The organism is Vogesella aquatica, assembly GCF_028548455.1.
Taxonomy (GTDB): domain Bacteria; phylum Pseudomonadota; class Gammaproteobacteria; order Burkholderiales; family Chromobacteriaceae; genus Vogesella; species Vogesella aquatica.
The window spans coordinates 90,668-111,084 of sequence record NZ_JAQQLF010000015.1 but is presented as its reverse complement, the minus strand read 5'-3'; the positions used below and the strand labels follow the sequence as shown (position 1 = coordinate 111,084).

The following is a 20,417-nucleotide window of genomic DNA, read 5'->3' as shown; positions in this document are numbered from 1 at the left end:
TCAGCGCCGATGATAGTGCAGATACCTGTGTGAAAGTAGGACACCGCCAGACGCCCGATACCGAAGCCCAGCTCAGACGAGCTGGGCTTTGTGCTTTGGTGCGGCGAAAACACCGCGCACGCACTCCGCGGCCAACGTTGGCCGCAGCCTGCCGACCCTGACATAAAGCCCGCTATCGCGGGCTTTATGCATTGGCGTTAGAGTAGCCGGCTATTCCGTTAGCGTGCGGCTGGGCAGCCAATGGGCAGATACGTTAAGCTTGATTCTTTTATTGTTGGGGGTACGTCATGAAACAGAAGGCTGCGATCTTGCTTTGCTGCCTGGCAAGCCTGCCGGTGTGGGCACAAACGGCTAATGTTGATGCCCTGTTGCTATCAGCACAGATGGCATATCAAGACGCTGATAGCAAGCAGGATCAGGCTCGCCGGCGTTTGTTGCAGGTGGAGGAGGAGTTGAAACAGGCACAAAAGCGTTTGCTTGATGCTCAGCAACTGCAACAGCAAGCTGAGATGGCACAGCAGCAGGCGCTAGCCGATAAAGCAGCTGCAGATGCCTTGATGCAGCAGGCTACGCAGCGTTTACGGGATGCCTGGCAGCAGAAAGAAGGGCAGTAAGCGGTTTTAGCGGGCTGGTGCCGGGTTAGGTTTGTTCAGCTCTTGAAAGCGCAGCATGTCTTGCGCAGCCTTAAGGCGCAGGCGCTCTATTTCAGCCCGGCGCGACTGGATCAGTGCCTGCGTTTCATTCTGCAGGTGCTGTTTCTCTTCCAGCTGGCTGCTCAGGCCTTGGGAGATGCTTTTACCACTACTGCGTAGTTTATTGGCTTCGTTATTCAGGTCGGTGAGCTGGGCACTTGCCATGCGTAGCTGGCTTTCCAGCGTGCGCAGGCCGGTCTGTAGGGCTTTTACCTGCTTGTCGCGCTCGGCGGCAATGTCTGCGGTAGAGCGGTAGCGCTCCTGTAGTGCGCGGTCGTAGCGGATTTGCTCGGCGCGTTGGGCTTGTTCCTGCTTTTGTCTGGCCAGCTCGGCTTCGTGGGCGCGTTTGTCCGCCTCGCTTTCACCTTTGCGCAGCAGAATGCCCTGTTTGTTCAATTTGCTGACGCCACTTTTCTGCTCGGTTGGTGGCGGGTAGTCGCTGTAGTGCACCACCCCGCGCTCGTCGGTCCATTTGTACAGACCTTCGGCCCCTGCTGCCGAGGCAAGCAGGGTGATCAGCAGAGCGAGGTGGTGAGGGCGCATGATTAGTCGTTGACTCCGTATTGGGCGCGATAAGCACGCACCGCTTCCAGATTGTCTGCCAGTTCCGGGCTATCTTCAAGGAAACCGAGCAGGTCTTTCAGGTTCGCGATGGCAATGACGGGTAAATTGTACTCGCGAGCCACTTCTTGTACTGCGGACAGTTCCCCCGTGCCGCGCTCCATGCGGTCCAGTGCGATGGCTACGCCGGCTGGCTCTGCGCCGGCGGCGCGGATCAGCTGAACCGATTCGCGTACCGAAGTACCGGCCGAGATCACGTCGTCGATGATCAGTACCTTGCCTTGCAGCGGCGCGCCTACCAGGGTGCCACCTTCGCCGTGGTCTTTTGCTTCTTTGCGATTATAGGCAAACGGTACGTTGTGGCCCTGTTCGGCCAGTGCCATGCTGGCGGCGGCGGCCAGGATAATACCTTTATAGGCAGGCCCGAAGATCATATCGAATGCTACGCCGCTCTCGCTGATAGACTTGGCGTAAAAGCGGGACAGTTGCAGTGTGCTTTCGCCGTCATTGAACAAGCCGGCATTGAAGAAGTAAGGGGAAGTGCGGCCAGCCTTGGTGACGAAGGCGCCAAAGCGCAATACCTGCTTCTTAAGCGCAAAACGAATAAAATCCTGGCGGAAATCGCTCATCTGAATACCCCTTATATACTTTTAACGCGTTGACGTGGCTGAAAAATCGCCGCAAGGATACCACGGGAGACCCCATGCTTCGAATCGTTTCCGCCAACCTGAACGGCATCCGTTCGGCGGACAAGAAAGGTTTTTTTGACTGGCTGGCTGGCCACCAGGCCGATTTTGTCTGCCTGCAGGAGCTGAAGGCGCAGGCGGGCGACCTGAGCCCGCGCATGCAGAATCCGGATGGCTTGACCGGTTACTTCCACTACGCCGAGAAAAAAGGCTATAGCGGGGTGGGGATTTACACCCGCCACACGCCGGACCGTGTGATTACCGGGCTGGGTGTGGACTGGATCGACGCCGAAGGCCGCTACCTGCAACTGGATATCGGTAACCTGTCTGTGGTATCGCTGTACCTGCCATCCGGTTCCAGCAGCGACGAGCGCCAACAGGTGAAGTTTGATTTTCTCGACGTGTTCATGCCGCATATGGAAGCGCTACGCGCCAGCGGCCGCGACGTGGTGATCTGCGGCGACTGGAACATTGCCCATCAAGAGATCGACCTGAAAAACTGGAAGGGCAACCTGAAGAATTCCGGTTTCCTGCCAGAAGAGCGCGCCTGGATGACGCAATTGCTGGGCAGCGGCTGGTGCGATGCGTGGCGCACGCTGTACCCCGACGCACCGGGCTATAGCTGGTGGAGCAACCGCGGCCAGGCTTATGCCAAGGATGTGGGCTGGCGTATCGACTACCATATCGTTAGCCCCGGCCTGATGGCGCAGGCACGTAGCGCCAGCATCTATAAAGACGAGAAGTTTTCCGACCACGCCCCACTGACCGTTGACTACGAACGGAGCCTGTAATGTGGGATGACGACGATATTTTCCTGATCACCGTGCCGGGCTGGGGCAACTCCGGCCCCAAACACTGGCAAAGCTATTGGGAAATGCTGTACCCGCTGGCGCGCCGTGTGGAGCAGGATAACTGGCTGTACCCCAGCCGCGATGCCTGGGTGCAGCGCTTGGCCGACACGGTAGACGGCTGCAGCGGCAAGGTGGTGTTGGCGGCGCATAGCCTGGGCTGCCATACCGCAGTGGAATGGCTGGGGCAGGCTAGCCTGCTGCAGCAGCGCAAGATAAAAGGCCTGCTGCTGGTAGCACCACCGGCCTTGCCGATAACCGAGGCACGGGCGCGTGCCAGCGGCGAGCTGCCGGACGCCGCGCCCCTACCGGCGTTTGATGGCTTTGCCGCGCCGCGTGATGTGCGTGTGCCGGTACCGGCGCGCATGGTAGCCAGCCGCGATGACCTGTTCTGCGACTATGCCAGTAGCGAGGCGATGGCGGCGTGTTGGGGTGTACCGCTGCTGGACGCCGGTAACGCCGGCCATATGGGCAGCCACAGCGGCCTGGGCGACTGGAAGGCCGGGCAGAAGCTGATCCAGCAGTTGATGCTGGGTTGACGCTGGCTTAAGACGCAAAAAAGGTTGGCCGCATGCGGCCAACCTTTTTGTTTTGCTGCGGGCAGTGATCAGGCGCCGGTCGCTACCGGGCGGCTGTCGTCGCTGCACCATTCGCTCCAGCTGCCGGCGTATAACGCGGCACCGTCCAGCCCGGCGTGGGCCATGGCCAGGCGGTTGTGGCAGGCGGTGACGCCGCTACCGCAGTACAGCACCACGTCGCTGGCTGGCGTGTCACCCAATACCGCTTGCCATTCGCTGGCCAATGCCTCGGCTGGTTTGAAGCGGCCATCCTGCAGGTTGAGCTGAAAAAAGCGGTTACGCGCGCCGGGGATGTGGCCGCCTACCGGGTCCAGTGTTTCGTTCTGCCCCGCAAAGCGGTCGGGGGCGCGGGCATCGATCAGCACGCGTTCGGCTTTGTCGAGGTTAGCCGCCACCATGTCGATATCGAATAGCTGCTCCAGCGCCGGGCGCATCACGAAACGGGTGCTGTTTTTCTCGGGCGCATCGGTGCTGGTCGCACCGCCGGCGGCTTGCCAGGCCTGGAAGCCGCCATCCAGCACTGCCACCGCCTCGTGGCCCAGCCAGCGCAGTAGCCACCAGGCGCGTGCGGCGTACATGCCGCCGGCGTCGTCGTAGGTCACCACCTGGGTATTCGGGCCGATGCCCAGCGCGCCAAAGTTCACCGCCAGGCGTTGGCCGTCCGGCAGCGGGTGGCGGCCGTTATTGCCGTTCTTGGCGCCGGACAGGTGATAGTCCAGGTGCAGGTAGTGGGCGCCGGGCAGGTGGCCGGCTTCGTAAACGGTGGGGCCATAGGACGGGTCGGCCAGCTGGAAGCGGCAGTCCAGCAGCACCAGGTCGGCGGTGTCGTGCTGCAGCAGGTCTGCTGCGCTGATCAGGGTACGGTACATGGGGTTCTCCTTTGCACACGCTTGGGCACCTTGCGAAGCCAGCCGGTGGCCGGCTTCGCAAGGCGTCCTGGCAGGCGGGCTGCCGTTGACGGTGGTCAAGCGTTGTTTGAAATATTAAACGTTGACCACCATAGCACGGCCGGGCTTCAGCCGGCCAGCGCGGCGCGCAGTGCGGCGGCCAACTGTGGCATGCCGTGCGCCACGCCGTCACGCTGGGCTTGGCCCCATAGCGGCTGCGGGAAGTGCTTGTCGTCGGCAAAACGCGGGATCACGTGCCAGTGCAGGTGCGGCACCATATTGCCGAAGCTGGCCAGGTTGATCTTGTCCGGCTTCAGCAGGGTGCGCAATGCGGCTTCGGTGCGGTACACCCAGTCCATCACGTGGGCACGGTCGGCTGGGGCCAGGTCGGTCATTTCCTTCACATGGCCATGCCAGATCACGCGGCAGAACGCTGGGTAGTCGGCGTCGGCCACCAGAATCACGCGCAGTTTGTCGTCGCGGTACAGAATGTCGCCACCGTCCTGGTGGCATAGTTCACAGTGCATGGGGTGTCCTTTACGGGCTTAACGTTGGCCGCGGCCTTGCCAGTTTTCATAATCGAAGTCGGCCAGGTTGATCAGGCCGAAGTCGCGAGGCGGGCGCGCGTGTTTCTGGCTTTGTTTGTCCGGGTCACTGGTGTGGTAGCTCAGGCTGTCGACCGCTACCAGTTGCCAGGTCTGGTCGCGGCGCGACCAGGCAAAGCGGAAGTCCTCGCGCCAGCGCCAGTTGCTGCCGCCGTAGTGCAGCAGCGTAAAGCCACCCGCCTGCGTCTGGATGCCTTCAAACGGGTCGCCAAACACGCCACCGCACTGGCGGCACATCACCGCGCGTTCGCTGCGGGCGGCGGCTTTCAGCTTGCCGTCGGGCAGGCGTAGCAAGATTTGCAGCAGCCTGGGGCCGTCGTCGTCTTGCCGGGCACTGGCTTCGCTGACGGTGACCAGATCGACACGGCCATCGCGGTTAAGGTCGGCCGCCTCCCAGGCCAGCAGTGCCTGGCCGGCCTGCAGCGTGGCCTTGACCTCGGCGGGCAGCGGCTTGGCTGCCTGGCTGGTTTGTGCCGCGAGCAGCATCAGCGCAGCGCCAAGCTGGCGCAGGGTTGGCCGCAGCAGGCTCATACCCACTCGCGGTGCGGCAAAAAGTCGGTGTACAGCGCCGCTTCCGGGCTGCCGGCTGCCGGCTGGTAGCCGTATTCCCAGCGTACCAGCGGCGGCATGGACATCAGGATGGATTCGGTACGGCCGCCGGTCTGCAGGCCAAACAGCGTACCGCGGTCCCACACCAGATTGAATTCCACGTAGCGGCCGCGGCGGTACAGCTGGAACTGGCGCTCACGCTCGCCCCACGGTGTGGCTTTGCGGCGCGCCACAATGGGCAGGTAGGCATCGGTAAAGCCATTACCCACCGCCTGCATGAAGGCAAAGCTGGTGTCGAAGTCGGGCTGGTTCAGATCGTCGAAGAACAAGCCACCCACGCCGCGCGCTTCGCTGCGGTGCTTCAGGTAGAAGTATTCGTCGCACCACTTCTTGTATTTCGGGTAGGTGTCGGCACCAAACGGCGCGCACAGGTCGCGCGCCACGGTGTGCCAGTGCACCACGTCGTCCACATTGCCGTAGTAGGGCGTCAGGTCGAAACCGCCGCCAAACCACCATACCGGTGCCTCGCCGTCTTTTTCGGCAATGAAAAAGCGCACATTGGCGTGGCTGGTTGGCACGTAGGGGTTTTCCGGATGGATCACCAGCGACACGCCCATGGCTTCGAAGCGGCGCCCCGCCAGCTCCGGGCGGTGGGCGGTGGCGCTGGCAGGCAGCGCATCGCCGGATACGTGCGAGAAATTCACGCCCGCTTGCTCGAACACGGCGCCGCTTGTCAGCACGCGGCTACGCCCGCCGCCGCCTGCCGGGCGCTGCCAGCTGTCCTCGATAAAGTTGGCCGCACCGTCGGCGGTGGCCAGGCCCTGGCAGATATGGTCTTGCAGACCCAAAAGAAACTGTTTTACCTGATTGGCGTGCGGGTGGCTCATGCGCGTAGTCCGGGTTCGAAAGTCATGCCGGATTGTAATGGCAAACCGCAGCGTAAACGACTGGGCTGCAAGGTGGGCGGCGCAGGTTTTCGGGTCGGCCATGGCGGGCAAGCCTGCGCATACCCGGCGGATGCTCGCTGGTATGGCTGTTTTACCCGCCGGGTGTGGCAATGCTTTTCTGCAAAGATATCACCCTGAAATTTTATGCGGCAAAGGCGTTTGCCATTGGCGTGAGCGCATGGCTGCAGGGCAAATAGTTGATCCAGCTAAACCAAGCGGGATTTATGCGTGATTGTGCGTCATGTCGCGCCTAGTCTTACATTGAAACTATAAAAAATGGCAGCTATAGCACTAGGTAAACTCATAAAACAAAAAGGTCATACCGTGCTGAGCCTGCAAAAAAACACACCGCACATTGCTTATCTGGCCGGGTCCGCTGTGCTGGGCCCGCTCTTGGTCTGGGTTGCCGGCAGCGCCTGGTGGCTGGCGGCCGTACTGTTTGTCGTGCCCGTGCTGGCGATATGCCTGTTGCCAGGCCCGCCGGCAGACGGTAACGAAGCCGAGCCGCCAGGGCTGCCGGAGCCCGCCCAGCCGCCGTACTGGCCAGAGGCCGGCCGGCTGGTGTCCCAGGTGCTGCCGCTGTGGTCTGGCCAGGTGCAGCTGGCCGCCTGCCAGGTAGAAGACGCCATTGGCAAGCTGGCAGCACGTTTTGCCAGCATGAACGACATCATTCGCCAGTCGCTGGGTGACAAAAGCGCCGGTATCAGCGATTTCGCCAAGCTGGAGCAGGCCGAGCACAAGCTACTGCAAACCTTGAAGGTGCTGGACGAGTCGGTGACCAAGCGTAACCAGCTGATCGAACGCATTACCCAGCTGCAGGGCCACACGCAAAAGCTGCAAGACATGGCCGAGTCGGTGTCTTTCATTGCCGGGCAAACCAACCTGCTGGCGCTGAATGCGGCGATTGAGGCCGCGCGCGCTGGCGAAGCCGGCCGCGGCTTTGCCGTGGTAGCAGACGAGGTACGCAAGCTGTCCATGCAGTCCAACGACACCGGTAAAAGCATGGCCAGCGCGGTAGAGCAGATTGTGGGGGAGCTGGAGTCTGCGGCGCAACGTGCCCAGCAACTGGGGCAGGAAGAGAAAACCCTGATGGGCGAGGCCAGCAGCTCGGTTACCGACGTCATCCAGACTTACCAGCACGTTACCCATGAGCTGAAAGACAGCCAGCAGAGCCTGTCTGCCAGCGGCAGCCATGTGCGCGATGAAATCCAGGACGTGCTGGTAAACCTGCAGTTCCAGGACCGCATCAGCCAGATTCTCGGCCACGTCATGGCGGACATGCAGCGGCTGGAAAGCACGCTGAACGATGCCGTGCAAGCGCCGGACGGGCAGCTGCCACCGGTGCCGGATACACGCAAGTGGCTGGCCGAGCTGAAAAAAACCTACACCACCCACGAGCAGCACTCGCTGCATAGCGGTGGCAAGGCGCAAGGTGGTAGCGCCAGCGAAGAAGTGACCTTTTTCTGATTAACGGGGAGCAAGAACATGGCCAAGACCATATTGATAGTGGACGACTCCGCCAGCCTGCGCCAGGTGGTGAAGATTGCGCTGATGGACGCCGGTTACGACGTGATCGAGGCCGGTAATGGCCAGGAAGGCCTGCAAAAGCTGGACGGCCGCAAGATTCACCTGATCGTGTCCGACGTGAACATGCCGGTGATGGACGGCATCACCTTTCTGAAAAACGTGAAGCAGCACGCTTCGTACAAGTTCACACCGGTGATCATGCTCACCACCGAAACCAGCGACGAAAAGAAAAAAGCCGGCCAGCAAGCTGGTGCCAAAGCCTGGGTGGTCAAACCCTTCCAGCCGCCCATTCTGCTGTCTGCCATTTCCAAGCTGATTCTGCCCTAGCCCCGGCCGCACGCCACCAGGGACACACTGCCACGCTGCCGGAGGAACGCCATGTCATCCACCATCAAGCTGGACGAAGAATGCACCATTTACCAAGCGGCCCAGCTGCGCCAGCAGCTAGCCGATGCCCTGATGGCCAGCGACAGCCTGACCGTGGATTTGTCGGCGGTCGGTGAAATGGACAGCTCGGCAGCGCAAGTGCTGCTGTGGCTGCACAGCGAAGCCACCCGGCTGCAAAAGACGCTCGCGCTGGTGCAGTTATCGGCCGCTGCCCGCGAGCTGTTCACCATGCTGGGGCTGCTGATCTACCTGCCAATCGTGGAAGAGGAGGCCGGCCATGAATCTTGATGCCGCCAAGCAAACGTTTCTGGAAGAAGCGCGCGAGCTGCTGGAAGACATGGAGCGCATCCTGCTGGATGTGGAGGCCACCGACACCACCGACGAGCAGCTCAACGCCCTGTTTCGCGCCATGCACACCATCAAGGGTTCGGCCGGCCTGTTTGGCATGGACGAAATCGTGCACTTCACCCACGAAGCCGAAAACGTGGTGGACCTGCTGCGTAGTGGCCATCTGGCGCTGAGCGAAGACCTGTCCGGCCTGCTGCTGCGCTGCCACGACCACGTCAAAGCCATGCTGGCCGTGGTAGACGACAAAGCCACGCAGCAGGAGATGCTGCAGACCAGCCTGCTGGACGAATTGCGCCACTACGCCCAGCCCGCTGCCGTAGACGAACCCGCCGGCAGCAGCCAGGCCAGCGCGCCCGAACAAGGCGGCCTGCGCGACTGGGTGATGTCGCTGCGCTTTAACGAAGACGTACTGCGCAACGGCATGGACCCGTCTGCCTTCTTCCGCTACCTGCGGCTGCTGGGCGAATTCCTGGTGGTGCAGCCGGTACTGTGCCGCCTGCCGCAGGCCGAGCGCTTCGACCCGGAAAGCTGCTACCTGCGTTTCGAGCTGCTGTTTTCCAGCGACGCCAGCCAGCAAATGCTGCTGGACGTATTCGAGTTCGTGCGCGAAGACAGCCAGATCCATATCTTTCCGGTGGGCGAGGCCGCGGCGCACTGGCCGCAGCTGATCGCCGACGCCGACGAGGCCGAGCAAGCCGCCGTGCGCCAGGCCTGGCTGGCGCTGGGGCTGGACCCGGACGCCACGGCCGAGCCGGAGCCCGCCCCGCCCGCCAAAGCCGCAGACAAAGCCAGCGACAAAGCCAGCGAGAAGGCCGACAAGCCGGCCACTGGCGCCGCCGAGGCCAAGCCGCCGCGCGCCAGCGAAAGCCGTTTTATCAAGGTAGAAGCCGCCAAGCTCGATAGCCTGATCAACCTGATCGGCGAGCTGGTGATCGCCGGGGCGGCGGCCAACCTGATGGCGCGCCGTTCGGCGCAAAGCGCGCTGGTGGAATCCACCATCGCCATTGCCAACCTGATCGAGCAGATCCGTGCCGGTACGCTAAGCATGCGCATGGTACAGATCGGCGAGATTTTCAGCCGCTTCCCGCGCGTAGTGCGCGATGTATCCAAAGAGCTGGGCAAGAGCATCCAGCTGAATGTGTCCGGTGCCGACACCGAGCTGGATAAATCCATGGTGGACAAGCTGGGCGACCCGCTGATGCATATCGTGCGTAACGCCATGGACCACGGCATCGAGTCGTCCGAGGCCAGGTTGGCCGCAGGCAAGCCCGCCGAAGGCAATGTATGGCTGAACGCCTACCACGAAAGCGGCAGCGTGGTGATCGAGGTCGCCGACGACGGCGCAGGGCTGCGTAAAGACAAGATCCTGGCCAAAGCCGTGGCCAATGGCCTGGTGCCCGCCGACAGCGTGCTGCCGGACGGCGACATCTACAAGCTGATCTTCGAGCCGGGCTTTTCCACCGCCGAGCAGGTCACCAACATCTCCGGCCGTGGCGTAGGCATGGACGTGGTACGGCGCAGCATCGAACAGCTGCGCGGCACCATCGATATCGACTCGGCCGTGGGCGAGGGCACCACCTTCCGCATTCGCCTGCCGCTGACGCTGGCCATTATCGATGGCTTCCTGGTGTCGGTGGGCAACGCCACCTTCGTGATACCGCTGGAAACCGTGATCGAGTGCATCGAGCTACCGCCCGATGCGCTGCAGGGCGACGCGCACAACTGCCTGAACCTGCGCGGCGAAGTGCTGCCGCTACTGGGGCTGAACCGTTTCCTGGAGCTGGGCCAGCCGCACGCCAAGCGCCAGAACGTGGTGGTGGTGCGCTACGGCGACAGCAAGGCCGGGCTGGTGGTGGACGAGCTGCTGGGCGAGTTCCAGACCGTGATCAAGCCGCTGGGTAACCTGTTCCGCCACCTGCGCGCCATTAGCGGGTCCACCATTCTGGGCTCGGGCGAGGTGGCACTGATTCTGGATGTACCGTCGTTGATCCATTTTGCAACAAGCCAGGAAGCAGAGCGTTTTGCCAGCCACGCCGAACACGCGCAGCAGCGTGGTGGCCACGGTAATCACTAAATCAACCATGGCAGCCGGTGGCTGCGGGGAGTGTAAAAATGAGCACAAAACAGATGTCTGTCGCCATGCGCCTGGGCCTGGGCTTTGGTGCGGTGATTTTCTTCATGCTGCTGGTGTTTCTGATCGCCATGAATGGCTTTCGCCAGATCAATGTCCAGATGAGTGCCATCACCAAGGAGAACAGCCCCGAGCTGGTGCAGATCAACGCCATGAACGACGCGGTGCAGGAAATGCGCGTGCAGTACCGCAACGTGATCATCATTACCGACGCTGCCGAGCTGGGCAAAGCAGTGGAAATCTACAACAGCAACAAGAACAAATACCCGGAGGTGTACCGCAAGCTGCAGGACCTGTTTGCCGCCCAGGTAGAGCCGATGAGCGAGAAAGAGCGCGACCTGATGAACCAGATTGCGGCGCAGGCAGCGGTGGCCTTTCCTATTGTTGACCGCGTGGTGCAGCTGGGTGCGGCCAACCAGAACGAAGAAGCCGCCACCATGATGCAGCAGCAGGCTAACCCGGCCATGGGCAAGCTGCGCAGCCTGATTGCCGAGCTGGCGGCGTTTGAAACCCAGCTTAGTGTGGACATGGCGAAAGAGGCGGACGACAAGTACAACGCCGCCTTCATGCAGATGCTGACCGTGTCCATCATCGCGCTGGTGGTGGGTATCGTGGTGGCCATCCTGATCATCCGTAATATCGCCCGCTCGCTGGGTGGCGAGCCGCACTATGTGGCCGACGCCATGCGCGAAGTGGCCAACGGCAACCTGATGGTGAATGTCACCGTGAAACCGGGTGACACCACCAGCCTGGCGGCGTCCATTGCCGCCACCATCGACAAGCTGCGCGGCATCATGGCCGAGGTACGCAGCAACGCCGACAACTTGTCGTCCGCCTCGCAGCAGGTGAGCGCCACCGCCCAGTCGCTGGCGCAGGGGGCCAGCGAGTCGGCTGCCAGTGTGGAGGAAACCTCGGCGTCGGTAGAAGAAATGTCCTCGTCCATCAACCAGACCAGCGATAACGCCAAGCTCACCGAGAGCATTGCCACCAAGGCCGCGCGCGAGGCCGCCGAGGGCGGCGACGCGGTGAAACAGACCGTGGTGGCCATGCGCCAGATCGCCGACAAGATCAGTATCGTGGACGACATTGCCTACCAGACCAACCTGCTGGCGCTGAACGCGGCGATCGAAGCCGCCCGTGCCGGCGAACACGGCAAAGGCTTTGCCGTGGTGGCGGCCGAGGTACGCAAGCTAGCCGAGCGCAGCCAGGTAGCGGCACAGGAAATCGGCGAAGTGGCCAGCGGCAGCGTGTCCATGGCCGAGCGCGCCGGCCAGCTGCTGGAAGAAATCGTGCGCTCCAGCTCGAAAACCGCCGACCTGGTGCAAGAAATTTCCGCCGCATCGATGGAGCAGGCTACCGGCGTAGGCCAGATCAACGCCTCGGTACAGCAGATCAACTCGGCTACCCAGCAAAGCGCGTCGTCCAGCGAGGAGCTGGCGTCGACGGCCGAGGAAATGAGCGGCCAGGCGGAAAACCTGCAAGACCTGATTTCGTTCTTCCGTATCGAAACCTCGGGCCTGGCTCGCCGTCGCAATACCGGGCGCGGCACGGCCAGCAGTCAGCCTGCGGCCAACCTGCACGGCAGTGCGGGCGGCGAGGCGGACGAAAACGATTTCGTGCGCTTCTAAGCGGGGAGACCACCATGGGTGCACTCACCATACGCCGGGGGCGGGAAGCCGCCCTGGTAGAGGAGGTCCACGAGGACGTCCTGCAATACCTGACTTTTCAGCTTAGCGGCGAGACCTACGCCATCGGTATCTTGTCGATCAAGGAGATTCTGGAATACACCACGCTGACCCAGGTGCCGCTGATGCCGGCGTTTATCCGCGGCGTGATGAACCTGCGCGGCGCCGTGGTACCGGTGATCGACCTGGCGGTGCGCTTTGGCCGTCACGAAACCGGCGTGTCGCGCCGTACCTGCGTGGTGATTATCGAGGTAGCCAACGAGGAGATGCAGCAGTACATCGGCATTCTGGTGGATGCGGTGCACGAGGTGCTGGCGATACGCGCGGCTGACATCGAGCCACCGCCGCAGTTTGGCAGCCGTATCCGCGTGGATTTCATCTCGGGCATGGCCAGGGTGGACAACCGTTTTGTGGTGCTGCTGGACGTGGAAAAAGTCTTGTCGGTAGAAGAAATGGCCACCTTGTCTGCCATGAATGGTGGCGAGGTAGCCGACCTGCGCGAAGCCGAAGTATAAAAGCGCCCGCCCCGGGCTGTGGCCGGGGCGGGCCATACAGCGCACTGGCTACCGGCCCTGCCGGCAGGCCGCAAGGAGGGGAGCATGCAGTTATCCGATGCGACGTTTTCACGTTTTGCCGTGTGGATGAAGGCCCAGACCGGGGTGCATTTCCCCATCGGCAAGAAAACCCTGGTGCACCAGCGCCTTACCCGCAGGTTGGCCGCACGCAATGTGGCTACCTTCGAGGCGTATTTCCGCATGCTGCAGGACCCGGCCGAGCTCACCGAGCGCGAGGCAGCCATCGACCTGCTGACCACGCACGAAACGTTTTTCTTTCGTGAACCCAAACACTTTCACTGGCTGGAGGCACAGCTGCGCCAGCACCCGGTAGCCGGTACGCTGCGCATCTGGAGCGCGGCCTCGTCCAGCGGCGAGGAGGTGTGGAGCATTGCCATGCTGCTGGCCGATATCCGCGGGCTGGATGGCGACTGGACGCTGATGGGCAGCGATATCAGCCAGGGCGTGCTGGCGCGCGCGGAAAAGGGCCACTACGCGCTGCAGCGCTGCGAAGGCATGCCGCCGGACTACCTGCGCCGCTTCTGCCTGAAAGGGGTACGCCAGCACGCCGGCACCTTCATGGTGTGCAAGGAGCTGCGGCGCAAGGTGAACTTCCAGCTGATCAACCTGGACAAGGACCTGCCTACTATCGGGCCCTACCATGTGATTTTCCTGCGCAATGTGCTGATCTACTTTGACGCGGCCACCAAGCTGCAAGTGGTGCAGCGCGTGCTGGGCCGCTTGTCGGTAGGCGGTTTTTTGCTGGTGAGCCATTCCGAAAGCCTGCACGGGCTGCCGCTGCCCATCCAGCTGGTGGCGCCGGGTATTTACCGGAAGCTGTCATGAGTGAATCCCACCAGCGTACCGAAGTGTTCCTGAAGCCCGGCGAGTGGTATTTCGGCGGCGAGGAAACGCTGATCAAGACCCTGCTGGGGTCGTGTGTGTCCATCACCCTGTGGCACCCGCGGCTAAAGCTGGGCGGCATGTGCCACTACCTGCTGTCGCAACGCAAAAACGGTGAAATCAGCGACACCTTCAGCGGCCGCTACGCTGACGAGGCCATGCTGCTGCTGGTACGCGAGGCACTGCGTAGCGGGCGGCCGCTGCGCGAATTCCAGGTAAAACTGATCGGCGGTGCGTCGGTGCTGTCGGCGAGCGAGCGCGACGCCAAGGTCACCGATGTGCCCGGTGAAAACATCGTGATGGCCAGGCTGCTGGCTACCCAGCTGGGGCTGAACGTGCAGGCCGAGGACTTTGGCGGTAGCGGCGCACGGCTGGTGTTGTTTGACGTGGCCTGCGGCGATGTGTGGGTGCGGCAGAGCAGTGAGCGTGATGCGCCGGTCGGCCATCGCGCCAGCCATAGAAAAAGGGCTTCAACATGACAATCAAGGTAATGCTGGTAGATGACTCCGCTGTGGTGCGCCAGGTATTGAGCGCAGTCTTTACCCAGGCTTCGGGCATCGAGGTGGCGGACGTGGCGCACGACCCCATCATGGCCATGGAAAAAATGAAGGCACGCTGGCCGGATGTGATCGTGCTGGACGTGGAAATGCCGCGCATGGATGGGATTACCTTCCTCAAGCAGCTGATGAGCACGCGGCCAACCCCGGTGGTGATTTGCTCGTCGCTGACGCAAAAAGGCTCGGACATGGCCATGAACGCGCTGGCAGCCGGGGCGGTAGAAGTGATTGCCAAGCCTACCGGCGGGGTAAAAGCGTTTCTGGAGGCCAACGGTAACGCGCTGGTACAGGCGGTGAAAGCCGCCGCCTCTGCGCGCATGGGCAATGTGCGGGTCGCGCCAGCTGCCAGTGCGCCTGCCAGTGGCAAGCCATTGCTGGCGACCCCAAGCAAGCTGTCTGCCGACGCCGTGCTGGACGCGCCGACCGGGCGCGAGATGTTCAGCACCACCGAGCGCATCGTGGTGATCGGCACCTCTACCGGCGGCACGCAGGCGCTGGAGCATATTCTGACCCGCCTGCCGCGTGGCTGCCCGGGCATCGCCATTGTGCAGCACATGCCGGAGCGTTTTACCTCGTCGTTTGCCGAGCGGCTGAACCGGCTGTCGGTGATCGAGGTAAAAGAAGCGGCCAATGGTGACCGTATCATTCCCGGCCGCGCGCTGATTGCACCAGGTGGCAAGCACATGATGATCAAGCGCAGCGGGGCGTTTTATCACGTGGACATTGTCGATGGCCCGCCGGTAAGCCGGCACAAACCGTCGGTGGACGTGCTGTTCCGCTCGGCCGCCAAGTTTGCCGGGCGCAATGCGCTGGGCGTGATCATGACCGGCATGGGCGACGACGGTGCCAAGGGGCTGAAAGAGCTGCACGATACCGGTGCCCATACCATTGCCCAGGACGAACAAAGCTGCGTGGTATTCGGCATGCCCAAAGAAGCCATCAAGCTGGGCGCGGCGCGCGATGTGCTGTCGCTGGAGGCACTACCGGGGGCCATTAGTAAACACTAACCCGTGCTATATCCTTGAATTTTAATAAACGGTGTTTAATATTCAGGTATAGATATGGCGCTTGAGGCCAGGCGCCACCGTGTATGACTCCATTAGCAGGATGGCGGCCCATGCCCAAGTTTACATTGCAAGATGTCCTGATCGTGGATGACAGCCCGTCGCAGCTTTTGCTGCTGGCGGAGCTGTGCCGCAAGATGCGTATCAGCGAGGTGCGTACTGCCCGTAACGGTGAAGAAGCGCTGCAAGCCATGCGCGAGCGTCTGCCCTCTTTGCTGTTGCTCGACCTGGAAATGCCCAAGGTGGATGGCGTGCAGGTACTGCAGCGCATGGCGCGCGAAGGCCTGGTCACGCCGGTGGTGGTGGCCTCGGCCAAAGACCCGATGCTGATCGCCACGGTAGAACTGATGGGCCGCGAGCTGGGCTTGCCGGTGCTGGGTACCTTGCAAAAGCCCATTAGCCTGGCCGAGCTGGGTGACCTGGTAAGCCGTGCGTACCAGCAGGGTGCCAGCAGCGGGCAGAGCCAGCCTTTGTGTGCCGATAGCGATATCCGTCTGGCGCTGGACCATGGCGAGATCGTGCCTTACTACCAGCCCAAGGTGACCTTGCATGGCCAGCTATTGAAAGGCGCCGAACTGCTGGCACGTTGGCCGCAAGGTGACGATGTGGTGATGCCATCGCGCTTTATCCCGGTAATCGAGCATTGCGGCTGGAGCACCGAGCTGACGCTGCTGATGCTGCAACAAGGCCTGGCGCAGTGGCAGCAGTGGGCGCGGCGCGGCTTGCGCCTGCCCATGTCCATCAACCTGTCGGCGCTGTCCATGGATAGTGGCGAGCTGGTGGGGCGCATCGAGCAGCAGGTGGCGCAGAGCAAAGTGCCGCCGCGCTATATCATTTTCGAGATTACCGAGACCGCTGTTGCCGACAACTTGGCCGAGGCCATGGGCGTGGCTGCGCGCCTGCGCCTGGCAGGCTTTGGCTTGTCGATAGACGATTTCGGCACCGGCTTTGCCACCATGCAGCAACTGGTGCGTTTTCCGTTTACCGAGCTGAAGATCGACCAGTCGCTGGTGCAGTCCATCAGCCATAAGTCGCACCTGGAAAACGTGGTGCATAGCGTGATCGAGCTGGCCAAACGCATGAACCTGACCACGGTGGCCGAGGGCATAGAAACCGAGGGCGACCAGCTATGCCTGAATAATCGTGGCTGCGTGCTGGGGCAGGGCTATTTGTACGCCAAACCGTTGCCGCCGGCGCAGTTCGAGTCGTGGATACGCCAGCGCCGCCAGCCAGAGGGCGCACCGGCCTGAAGTTGGCCGCAAAAAAAATGCCCGTCCAGGGGACGGGCCAAGCAACGCACTAGCACTCACTAAGGAGATGCCCACCGCGAGGCGGGCAGGGAATACACACGAGGAGAAACGGGGTAAAACGGGTCATGCAGGCGGCCTGTTGCCTTGTATCAGGCCGCCGTCGGGCTTAGAAGCGGTAAGTCATACCCACTTTCAGCGCGCCAACCGGGGCGGTGTCAGTGATCTCTTTATGCTTGATGTTGCCGATGCCGTCGTACTCGGCACGCAGGCTCACCTGTTTGTTCAGCTTGTAGTTGGCACCCACACCCAGGCCCATGCCGAAGGTGCTGTCCTTGCTACCCTGCAGCGCGGTGGTGCTGCTGGTGAATTTGCTGCGGATGTGGTTGGCCGATACCTTGCCGTACACTTCGAATTGGTCGTTTACAGGGATAATGCCAAGTGCAGCGACACGAAAGGCGTCGTAGTCCAGCTTGCCTGCACCTTTGAGCTCGGTGGCATCACCGTGGCTCAGATAGCTGCCTTCTACGGCGAAGTTGTCGTTTACGCGCTGGCCTACACCCACTTCAAACATGCCGGAAGTGGCATCGTCATTCTTGACTTTCTTGTCGCTCACGCCGGCTTTGGCGGCGGAGCCGTCTTTCAGGGTCCACTGGTTGGCGGACACACCCAGGTTGCCGAATGCATAGGTGCCGGTATCGGCTGCGAATGCGGTGGTGCCGGCAGCGGCGAAGAGGGTGGCAATAATCAGCTTTTTCATGTGAGGCTCCTGTTGGGTCATCTGCGATGTCGATGGAGCCATTGTGCCCAGCGGGGCGTGTTAACACTATGTCGCTTGCGTGCGGGGAATGTACGGCCAACATGCCGTTGTGTGACGCTGTGTGACAGGGCCACCCATGGCGGGCGGCCCAGGGTAGAGGGCGCGGCTAGTTGGCCGCCGGGTGCTGCGGCAGGGTAATGGCCATGCGGGCACCGCCCAGGCTGGCGACGCCGGCGTGGGCGTGGCCGCCGTGGTGCAGGGCGATCAGGCGGACAAACGACAGCCCCAGGCCGTGGCCGCCGGTGGCGCGGTCGCGCGAGCGGTCCAGGCGCTGGAAAGGCTCGAAAATGCGCTCGCGCTCTGCGGCGGGAATACCCGGGCCGTCGTCTTCCACGGCAATGTACAGTTGGCCGCTGCCCAGGCTGACGGTCATGTGTACCCGGCTGCTGGCGTACTTGAAGGCATTCAGCAGCAGGTTGCGCGTGGCCACGTACATCAGTTTGCGGTCGAAGGTGGCGCTGCCGGGCTGACAGTCCAGGCTGAGTTGTAGCGGGTCGGGGCGTAGCGGCTGCATCAGGTCGATGAGGTCGTCGAACCATTCGTTCAGGTCCACGGTTTCGTACTGCAGTGCCACTTCGCCACGGTCCAGCTTGGCGTAGCTGAGGCTGATGTTCAGCAGCTCGTCCAGCTCGGTGAGGTCGCGCTCCATGCCTTCGCGGTATTGCTGGCGTTCGTCATCGTCTTCTGCCTCGTCCAGCATGGACAGGCCAAAGCGCAGGCGTGCCACCGGGGTGCGCAGCTCGTGTGCCACGGCGTGCGCCAGTGCCTGGCGGGTTTCTACCTGGCGTTCCAGCGCGGTGGCCATATCGTTGATGACGCTGCCCAAGGGGGCGAACAAGGGGCTTTTCAGCGTGGCGGCGCGGGCGGACAGGTCGCCCTCGGCCAGCTGGTTGGCGGTGCGGCGCAGGGCGGTGAGCGACTGCCAGTGCGGGCGCAGGTTCAGGTAGACCAATACGCCCATGGGTACGCCAAAGAAACCGAACCATAACAGGAACAAGCCCCATTCGGTCTGCAGGAAGTTATGCGGCTCGGCCTCCTGGTTGAGCGGGCCTAGCTGCAGTACCTGGCGCGTGCCGGGCAAGGGGGCGTACAGCAGTTCGTTACCGTAATCCAGCCAGCTCTGGCCGCTGGCTAGCCTGGCGCGTGCATCGTCGCCCAGGCCGGCGGGTATGGCGGGCAGCAGTTTGATGGGGTAGGCGAACAGCTCGTTGATGGTGGTTAGCTCGGCCGGGCGGCGGGCGGGGGGCTGTGCCAGCAGCTGGCGCTGGATCATGCGCACGGTGCCATCCATTTGCTGCTCTATGCGGTCGCGGTCGGCACCGGAGGTCAGGAAGATCAGCAGGGCGACAAAGCCCAGCAGCAGGATGAACTGTACCACCATGGTTTGCACGAAATAACGGGCAAACAATGCGGCCAACGTGGCGGGCGGTTTCACTCCCAATCGCTCCGCGAGAACAGGTAGCCTTTGCCGCGCACGGTCTTGATGCGCGTTGGTGTGTCGGGGTTGTCACCCAGCTTTTTGCGCAGGCGCGAGATGCGGGCGTCGATGGAACGGTCCAGCCCGTCAAAGCCGATGCCGCGCAGCGCATTCATGATGTCGTCGCGCGACAGGATTTCACCGGCGTGGCTGGCCAGCAGCCACAGCAGGTCGAATTCGGCGGTGGTGAGCTCCAGCGTGTCGCTACCCAGTGCGGCTTCGCGGGTGGCCTGGCTGATGGTGAACTGGCCAAACACGATGCGGCCCTCTTCGCTGGCCTGGCTGCTTTCGCCTTCGCTACGGCGTAGCAGGGCGCGGATGCGCGCCAGCAGACGGCGCGGCTCTACCGGCTTGGTGAGGTAGTCGTCGGCACCGAGCTCCAGGCCCAGGATCTCGTCGATTTCCTCGTCGCGTGCGGTCATCATCAGGATGCGGCCATGGTAGCGCGGGCGGATATCGCGGCAGACTTCAAAGCCGTCCTTGCCCGGTAGCATCACGTCCAGTATGACCAGGTCCGGGTTTTCCGCCAGGATCTGTTCGGCTGCGGTATCGCCCCGGCCATGGTGCAGTACCTCGTAACCGTGTTTGCCCAGATAGACGCGTACCAGGTCGGCCAGGCGTTGGTCATCTTCTACTAGTAACAGGCGTGGGGGCATACGGGGTCTCGTGTCAGTGGGTGGTCGGGCGCGATAAATGCAAAACAGCCCGCCAGGCGGGCTGTTGTGTCAGGCATGCCGCTATCAGTAATGATAGGTGATGCCACCGCTCAGGCGGGTGCCGGAGTGGGTATCTTCCTGGCCGCCGGTGCTGGATTTTACCTTGCCGGTCTGGGCGACTTCTACGAAAGCACGCAGATCGGGCTGAATCTGGGATTCTACGCCAATGCCGATCACCGGTACGGTTTTGCGCGCTTTGAAGCTGTTGGCACCGGTGGTTTTGCTTTCTACGCGCGCCATGCCGGCGCGGCCGTACAGACCCAGTTTCTCGTTTAGCGGCAGGTGGCCAATGGCGCTGATGCCTACGCTGGACAGCTCGGATTCCACTTTGCTGCCGTTGCTGAGGGTGCGCTCGCTTTTGCCGTAGTTCTGGTAGTCCAGCTCCCACGACAGCTGGTCGTGGCTGTAGAAGCCGGCACGCAGGCCGTAGCCGTTGCTATTGTTGTCGGTCTTGGTGGTGGTGTAGCCAGGCATGGTCACGCTGTGGCGGCTTAGCGACAGGTTGCCGCCAATGTATTCGTCTTTGCTGCTGTCAACCGCGTAGGCCGCCAGCGGTGCCAGCAGAGCCAGCAATAGCAGGTTCTTTTTCATGTTGATGCTCCAAGCGTTGGGGGGAGTGCTGCATGTTAGTAGCAAGCGGTTTCAGTC

The 20,417-nt window shown here is 62.3% G+C and carries 23 protein-coding genes; 13 read left to right on the top strand and 10 right to left on the bottom strand.

Features of this window, described 5'->3' with window-relative positions; genetic code table 11:
- Window positions 1-287 precede the first annotated feature (287 nt).
- Window positions 288-614: a hypothetical protein gene (locus PQU95_RS12880; protein ID WP_272752403.1), complete on the top strand. Its 327-nt coding sequence runs from the start codon at window positions 288-290 to the stop codon at window positions 612-614.
- 6 nt (window positions 615-620) lie between these two features.
- Here PQU95_RS12880 and PQU95_RS12875 read toward each other — a convergent pair whose 3' ends face one another.
- A complete protein-coding gene (locus tag PQU95_RS12875) occupies window positions 621-1,235 on the bottom strand; it encodes a DUF4124 domain-containing protein (protein WP_272752402.1) in 615 nt (204 codons plus the stop codon).
- A 2-nt stretch (window positions 1,236-1,237) separates the two neighbouring features.
- The gene (gene pyrE / locus PQU95_RS12870; RefSeq protein WP_272752401.1) at window positions 1,238-1,882 is read right to left on the bottom strand and encodes an orotate phosphoribosyltransferase; all 645 of its coding nucleotides are present in this window, start codon (window positions 1,880-1,882) and stop codon (window positions 1,238-1,240) included.
- Between the two features lie 74 nt (window positions 1,883-1,956).
- Between pyrE and PQU95_RS12865 the strand changes: the two genes are divergently transcribed.
- Both PQU95_RS12865 and PQU95_RS12860 read left to right on the top strand, forming a co-directional pair.
- On the top strand, window positions 1,957-2,730 hold the full coding sequence (locus PQU95_RS12865) for an exodeoxyribonuclease III (RefSeq protein ID WP_272752400.1): 774 nt from the start codon (window positions 1,957-1,959) through the stop codon (window positions 2,728-2,730).
- Window positions 2,730-3,326 (top strand): RBBP9/YdeN family alpha/beta hydrolase, encoded by a 597-nt coding sequence (locus PQU95_RS12860; RefSeq protein ID WP_272752399.1) that lies wholly within the window; start codon window positions 2,730-2,732, stop codon window positions 3,324-3,326. Before PQU95_RS12865 ends, PQU95_RS12860 begins: the two co-directional genes overlap by 1 nt.
- A gap of 68 nt (window positions 3,327-3,394) precedes the next feature.
- Here PQU95_RS12860 and PQU95_RS12855 read toward each other — a convergent pair whose 3' ends face one another.
- The 4 genes from PQU95_RS12855 to hemF all read right to left on the bottom strand — a co-directional run bounded on the left by PQU95_RS12855 (window position 3,395) and on the right by hemF (window position 6,293).
- Window positions 3,395-4,234 carry a sulfurtransferase gene (locus tag PQU95_RS12855; RefSeq protein ID WP_272752398.1) on the bottom strand — a complete coding sequence of 280 codons (840 nt, stop codon included), beginning with the start codon at window positions 4,232-4,234 and terminating at the stop codon, window positions 3,395-3,397.
- Window positions 4,235-4,380: 146 nt separating this feature from the next.
- Window positions 4,381-4,779: an HIT family protein gene (locus tag PQU95_RS12850; RefSeq protein WP_272752397.1), complete on the bottom strand. Its 399-nt coding sequence runs from the start codon at window positions 4,777-4,779 to the stop codon at window positions 4,381-4,383.
- Window positions 4,780-4,797: 18 nt separating this feature from the next.
- Entirely contained in the window at window positions 4,798-5,388 is a 591-nt protein-coding gene (locus PQU95_RS12845; RefSeq protein WP_272752396.1) for a hypothetical protein, read from the bottom strand.
- Complete coding sequence (gene hemF, locus PQU95_RS12840) at window positions 5,385-6,293, bottom strand: oxygen-dependent coproporphyrinogen oxidase (protein WP_272752395.1); 909 nt, start codon at window positions 6,291-6,293, stop codon at window positions 5,385-5,387. Before hemF ends, PQU95_RS12845 begins: the two co-directional genes overlap by 4 nt.
- A gap of 384 nt (window positions 6,294-6,677) precedes the next feature.
- Here hemF and PQU95_RS12835 point away from each other — a divergent pair, with 384 nt between their 5' ends.
- From PQU95_RS12835 to PQU95_RS12790, 10 genes are all read left to right on the top strand, one after another.
- Window positions 6,678-7,820, top strand: a complete 1,143-nt coding sequence (locus tag PQU95_RS12835; protein ID WP_272752394.1) for a methyl-accepting chemotaxis protein — start codon at window positions 6,678-6,680, stop codon at window positions 7,818-7,820.
- Window positions 7,821-7,838: 18 nt separating this feature from the next.
- Window positions 7,839-8,207, top strand: coding sequence for a response regulator (locus tag PQU95_RS12830; protein WP_272752393.1), 369 nt, complete (start codon window positions 7,839-7,841; stop codon window positions 8,205-8,207).
- A gap of 51 nt (window positions 8,208-8,258) precedes the next feature.
- Window positions 8,259-8,555, top strand: coding sequence for an STAS domain-containing protein (locus PQU95_RS12825; RefSeq protein WP_272752392.1), 297 nt, complete (start codon window positions 8,259-8,261; stop codon window positions 8,553-8,555).
- On the top strand, window positions 8,545-10,689 hold the full coding sequence (locus PQU95_RS12820; protein WP_272752391.1) for a chemotaxis protein CheA: 2,145 nt from the start codon (window positions 8,545-8,547) through the stop codon (window positions 10,687-10,689). The genes PQU95_RS12825 and PQU95_RS12820 overlap by 11 nt, the downstream gene beginning before the upstream one ends.
- 38 nt (window positions 10,690-10,727) lie before the next feature.
- Window positions 10,728-12,374, top strand: coding sequence for a methyl-accepting chemotaxis protein (locus tag PQU95_RS12815; RefSeq protein ID WP_272752390.1), 1,647 nt, complete (start codon window positions 10,728-10,730; stop codon window positions 12,372-12,374).
- Between the two features lie 14 nt (window positions 12,375-12,388).
- Complete coding sequence (locus PQU95_RS12810; RefSeq protein WP_272752389.1) at window positions 12,389-12,946, top strand: chemotaxis protein CheW; 558 nt, start codon at window positions 12,389-12,391, stop codon at window positions 12,944-12,946.
- An 84-nt stretch (window positions 12,947-13,030) separates the two neighbouring features.
- Window positions 13,031-13,831 carry a CheR family methyltransferase gene (locus tag PQU95_RS12805; protein ID WP_272752388.1) on the top strand — a complete coding sequence of 267 codons (801 nt, stop codon included), beginning with the start codon at window positions 13,031-13,033 and terminating at the stop codon, window positions 13,829-13,831.
- A complete protein-coding gene (locus PQU95_RS12800) occupies window positions 13,828-14,367 on the top strand; it encodes a chemotaxis protein CheD (RefSeq protein WP_272752387.1) in 540 nt (179 codons plus the stop codon). The genes PQU95_RS12805 and PQU95_RS12800 overlap by 4 nt, the downstream gene beginning before the upstream one ends.
- Window positions 14,364-15,452: a protein-glutamate methylesterase/protein-glutamine glutaminase gene (locus tag PQU95_RS12795; protein ID WP_272752386.1), complete on the top strand. Its 1,089-nt coding sequence runs from the start codon at window positions 14,364-14,366 to the stop codon at window positions 15,450-15,452. Before PQU95_RS12800 ends, PQU95_RS12795 begins: the two co-directional genes overlap by 4 nt.
- 110 nt (window positions 15,453-15,562) lie before the next feature.
- Window positions 15,563-16,759, top strand: coding sequence for an EAL domain-containing response regulator (locus PQU95_RS12790; protein WP_272752385.1), 1,197 nt, complete (start codon window positions 15,563-15,565; stop codon window positions 16,757-16,759).
- 166 nt (window positions 16,760-16,925) lie between these two features.
- On the opposite strand, the gene PQU95_RS12785 is transcribed toward PQU95_RS12790, so the two are convergent.
- From PQU95_RS12785 to PQU95_RS12770, 4 genes are all read right to left on the bottom strand, one after another.
- Complete coding sequence (locus PQU95_RS12785) at window positions 16,926-17,516, bottom strand: porin family protein (protein ID WP_272752384.1); 591 nt, start codon at window positions 17,514-17,516, stop codon at window positions 16,926-16,928.
- 166 nt (window positions 17,517-17,682) lie between these two features.
- On the bottom strand, window positions 17,683-19,011 hold the full coding sequence (locus PQU95_RS12780) for an ATP-binding protein (protein WP_272752383.1): 1,329 nt from the start codon (window positions 19,009-19,011) through the stop codon (window positions 17,683-17,685).
- Window positions 19,008-19,709 (bottom strand): response regulator, encoded by a 702-nt coding sequence (locus PQU95_RS12775; RefSeq protein WP_272752382.1) that lies wholly within the window; start codon window positions 19,707-19,709, stop codon window positions 19,008-19,010. The genes PQU95_RS12780 and PQU95_RS12775 overlap by 4 nt, the downstream gene beginning before the upstream one ends.
- Window positions 19,710-19,793: 84 nt before the next feature.
- Window positions 19,794-20,360 (bottom strand): outer membrane beta-barrel protein, encoded by a 567-nt coding sequence (locus PQU95_RS12770; protein WP_272752381.1) that lies wholly within the window; start codon window positions 20,358-20,360, stop codon window positions 19,794-19,796.
- Window positions 20,361-20,417 lie beyond the last annotated feature (57 nt).